4 protein-coding genes are annotated in these 3,257 nt (G+C 38.3%); all 4 read right to left on the bottom strand.

Annotated elements, in window-relative coordinates:
- Positions 1-540: 540 nt before the first annotated feature.
- Positions 541-1,041, bottom strand: a complete 501-nt coding sequence (locus F6K22_RS36840; protein WP_293109679.1) for a gas vesicle protein K — start codon at positions 1,039-1,041, stop codon at positions 541-543.
- Between the two features lie 267 nt (positions 1,042-1,308).
- Entirely contained in the window at positions 1,309-1,521 is a 213-nt protein-coding gene (locus F6K22_RS36835; RefSeq protein ID WP_293109677.1) for a hypothetical protein, read from the bottom strand.
- Positions 1,512-1,907: a gas vesicle protein gene (locus F6K22_RS36830; RefSeq protein WP_293109675.1), complete on the bottom strand. Its 396-nt coding sequence runs from the start codon at positions 1,905-1,907 to the stop codon at positions 1,512-1,514. The genes F6K22_RS36835 and F6K22_RS36830 overlap by 10 nt, the downstream gene beginning before the upstream one ends.
- A 181-nt stretch (positions 1,908-2,088) precedes the next feature.
- Positions 2,089-3,027, bottom strand: a complete 939-nt coding sequence (gene gvpN / locus F6K22_RS36825) for a gas vesicle protein GvpN (protein WP_293109673.1) — start codon at positions 3,025-3,027, stop codon at positions 2,089-2,091.
- Between the last annotated feature and the right edge of the window lie 230 nt (positions 3,028-3,257).

The raw sequence follows: 3,257 nt of genomic DNA, 5'->3' as shown, positions 1-3,257 counted from the left end.
GCAAATGATGACGATACTGGAGATGTGGATGAGTCTGAAGTTATATTTAGCACTGAGCAAAAGCTACCTTTAGAAGAACGTCAGCCATTAGAAATTCGAGCTACACAATTAAACTTAAATAAATTACATACAGTTTCTGCCAAAGTTTGAGTTAGAAAATCGCTTGGTTTGAAAGATTCTATTTGAGCAAATAAATCAACTTGCTCCTGAATATGTAAATCAAATTCTTTTTTGAATTTACTTAAAATTTTAAAATCACTATATGCCATTTTTTTACTATCATTTATAAGGAGGAAGGAAGAACCAAGAAGTAAAAAGGGATAAAAATTGAAAAAAAGGGGGAAATGATAAAGATAACTATCTAAAATGAACTGAAGCAGTTATTTTTCAGCATATCCGATCGACATCTTCAGGACTTACGCATTGGGAACGAGTTGTGGGCATTCGAGATTGCTTCGCTGTCGCTCGCAATGACAGAAATAGGTTGTTTTGGGTAAGTCGTGATCTTTTAAAGTAGTATAAAAATGGTATTAAAGCTATTTATTCTGACTCCTGACTCCTATAGCTTTTAGAAATTGGTTTAGAAGTCAAAACCAAGTGTAAACGAGCATGAATCAAACTTAACTCCGCTAACCCCAAATCTAAACTGCCATCCAAAACCACCCCAGTGTTCAAAATTCGGTCTAATAATTCCAAAACAGAAGGACTTTCAGACTTTTCTCCTGGATAATACTCTCCCGACTTGGGCAACAAAGTACCAATTTCACCTAAATCTAAATTCAAATCTTCGGGGTCAATATCAAACACCTCACACAGCTTAATCACCTGTTCTTCTAACTGTCGCAGACTTTCAGCCGCACGGTCTAATTCTTCATCACTCAGCATTTCTGCATCCATTCGCCGAATTACTTGAGCTTCCATTAATTGCCGTATCAATTCAATAACTGTTAGCAATAAAGGAGCTAACCCTGCTTCAGAGTTACTTTTAGATTTGCCAATAGGAATTATTGAGGGTTCTTCTGAAGAAGGTTCTGGAGACATAAGAAATAAAGTGTGGGGAGTGAGGGGAGTAGGGGAGTGGGGGAGTAATTTCAGTTATCAGTTATCAGTTATCAGTACCTCTCGCGGAAGCAAGAAGCTTTAAATCTGAAATATTCCCTTTTTTATCCCCTTAAAAGGGGAGGCTTTAGACCCAAATTTTTCGGTAATTTTTTCCCCTTGCTAATCATGGAAAACAAAGAAAAAAAATCCTTTTAGCTAGTCCTCATTCTTGATAAAAAGAGGTAATAATTAATTATTAATTATTGACTACCAACGTTGTAAAGCTTGCCATTTAGCAAACCGCCATTGTTGAAGTTCTCTGTGAGAGATAACTTCAGTTTTAGCAATACGCATTCTAGCTCTTTCAACTGCTCGATTATTGCGACCATGAAGACCGCGACAAGACAAACAACCACGAACAGCTTTACTGGTAAGGATATGTTTGCTAGTTTTAATTTTTATTGCTGTATCTATTGCCATGTTTTACCGTTATTGTGACCATTATTGTGACCGTTATTTGAAGAGTGACCATTAGTATGATATTCATATCGATCGCTCCTAAGTGCTTCTATCTCTGATTCTAGAGAAGCAACTCGGTCAAGAAGTTTTTGATTTGCCTCCATCAGAGAATTGCTTTGAGTGCTCAGATAGGGGTCGCTTTCCCACCAATTAATTCCAATTTCTCTAGCTTTATCCACAGAAGAAATTAACAGGCGAATTTTAATGCTGAGAAGTTCTGTCGAACCTACAGAAACAGAAATATCTCCAGCAATCACAATTCCCTTATCCAGAACTCTTTCCAGGATATCTGCTAAACTAGAACCATTGGTTGCCGTGACTAATTTATTGTTAGTATTGGTAGTCATAAATTTACCCAAAACTTCTCTTATAAATATATTAAAGTAATTAGCTAAGTAGGTCAGCGTGAATAAACGTCACTATTTAACAAAACGTTAAAGTAGTTGAAACCCTGGAGATTGCTTCCTTCCGCACGCCGCGACCGTCGCTGCGGACGTACTTGTAAATTTTTTCACCTACCTATCTTAATTATGATTTCTTTGTACGACGACTACTCCGCTTCACAGTTTTCTGTTCAACTTCTACTGGAAATAACTCTTGTAAAACCTCTTGAAGTTTCTGCATAGCTTCTCCCCTGGGTAAAGTAGCTCGCGATATTAATATATCAGCACAAATATCTTGAAAATTAGGGTCTTGACCATTAACTGGAACATTATGGTCGTGACAAACCTTACCAATAATTAGACAAGAACGCAAACCACCTAATTTTTCCTCCCCTATTCTTGTGCGAAAAGTACGCACTAAGTTAACTATGGTTTCAGCTTTTTTTGGCTCGATACCTGTTTGCCGTATGACTATTTCCTGTTCGGTTAGAGCATCAGGTTCTCCCATATTAATAGTAACCACTCGGTCTAATAAAGCATCTTGAGTAGCATGAACTCCACAATATTCCTCAGAGTTGGAAGTTAAAATTACTCTAAACTTAGGGTTAACTTGAATATATTCCGAGCGGTCTTGGTTAGGTGGCAAAACTAACATTTTCTCTTCTAAAACGGAGAGTAAAATATTGTTTACCTCTGGACGAGAGCGATTAAATTCATCATAAACTAGAGTAAAACCTTCTTTACAAGCTAAGGTTAATCTAGAGTCAACCCAATGATGTTTCAGTTCATCCTCAACTTTTAATACAGTATGGATATAATTATCCACAACTTTTTTCCTAGTATATCCAGATTGATTTCCTATTAAATCTGAGGTTTTAAATTCATCATCCCCAAACATTAAAACAATAGGTTGGCGACGTAGATGAGCAAGGTGCAATGCAAGAGTAGTTTTGCCTACTCCTGCGGGACCGCGCAAATGAACTGAGTAGCCAGATTTTAAATAACGCAAAGCGCGTTGAGCTACACGTTCGACACCGGGGGTGCTGACAAATTGTTGGGGTGAGACATTGAGTACAGTAGTCATTATTCAGTTATCAGTTATCAGTTATCAGTACATCTTTAGATGTAGTAGCTCGTCTAGGCGAAAATTATGCATAAAACCTAACCCCCCAACCCCCTTCCCTGCAAGGGAAGGGGGAGTTTCTCCCCTCTCCTTGCAGGAGAGGGGTTGGGGGAGAGGTCTTCCGGGATGTAGGTCGTCTAGGCTAAAATTGTGGGTAAAACCTAACCCCCCAACCCCCTTCCCTGCAAGGA

This window comes from Okeania sp. SIO2F4 (assembly GCF_010672385.1).
Classification (GTDB): Bacteria; Cyanobacteriota; Cyanobacteriia; order Cyanobacteriales; family Microcoleaceae; genus Trichodesmium.
This window is presented reverse-complemented; position numbering and strand designations above follow the sequence as displayed.

Bases quoted from the DNA above. Each gene is read 5' to 3' on its own strand.
- F6K22_RS36840 (WP_293109679.1), bottom strand. From the start codon at position 1,041: ATGTCTCCAGAACCTTCTTCAGAAGAACCCTCAATAATTCCTATTGGC.
- F6K22_RS36835 (WP_293109677.1), bottom strand. From the start codon at position 1,521: ATGGCAATAGATACAGCAATAAAAATTAAAACTAGCAAACATATCCTT.
- F6K22_RS36830 (WP_293109675.1), bottom strand. From the start codon at position 1,907: ATGACTACCAATACTAACAATAAATTAGTCACGGCAACCAATGGTTCT.
- gvpN (WP_293109673.1), bottom strand. From the start codon at position 3,027: ATGACTACTGTACTCAATGTCTCACCCCAACAATTTGTCAGCACCCCC.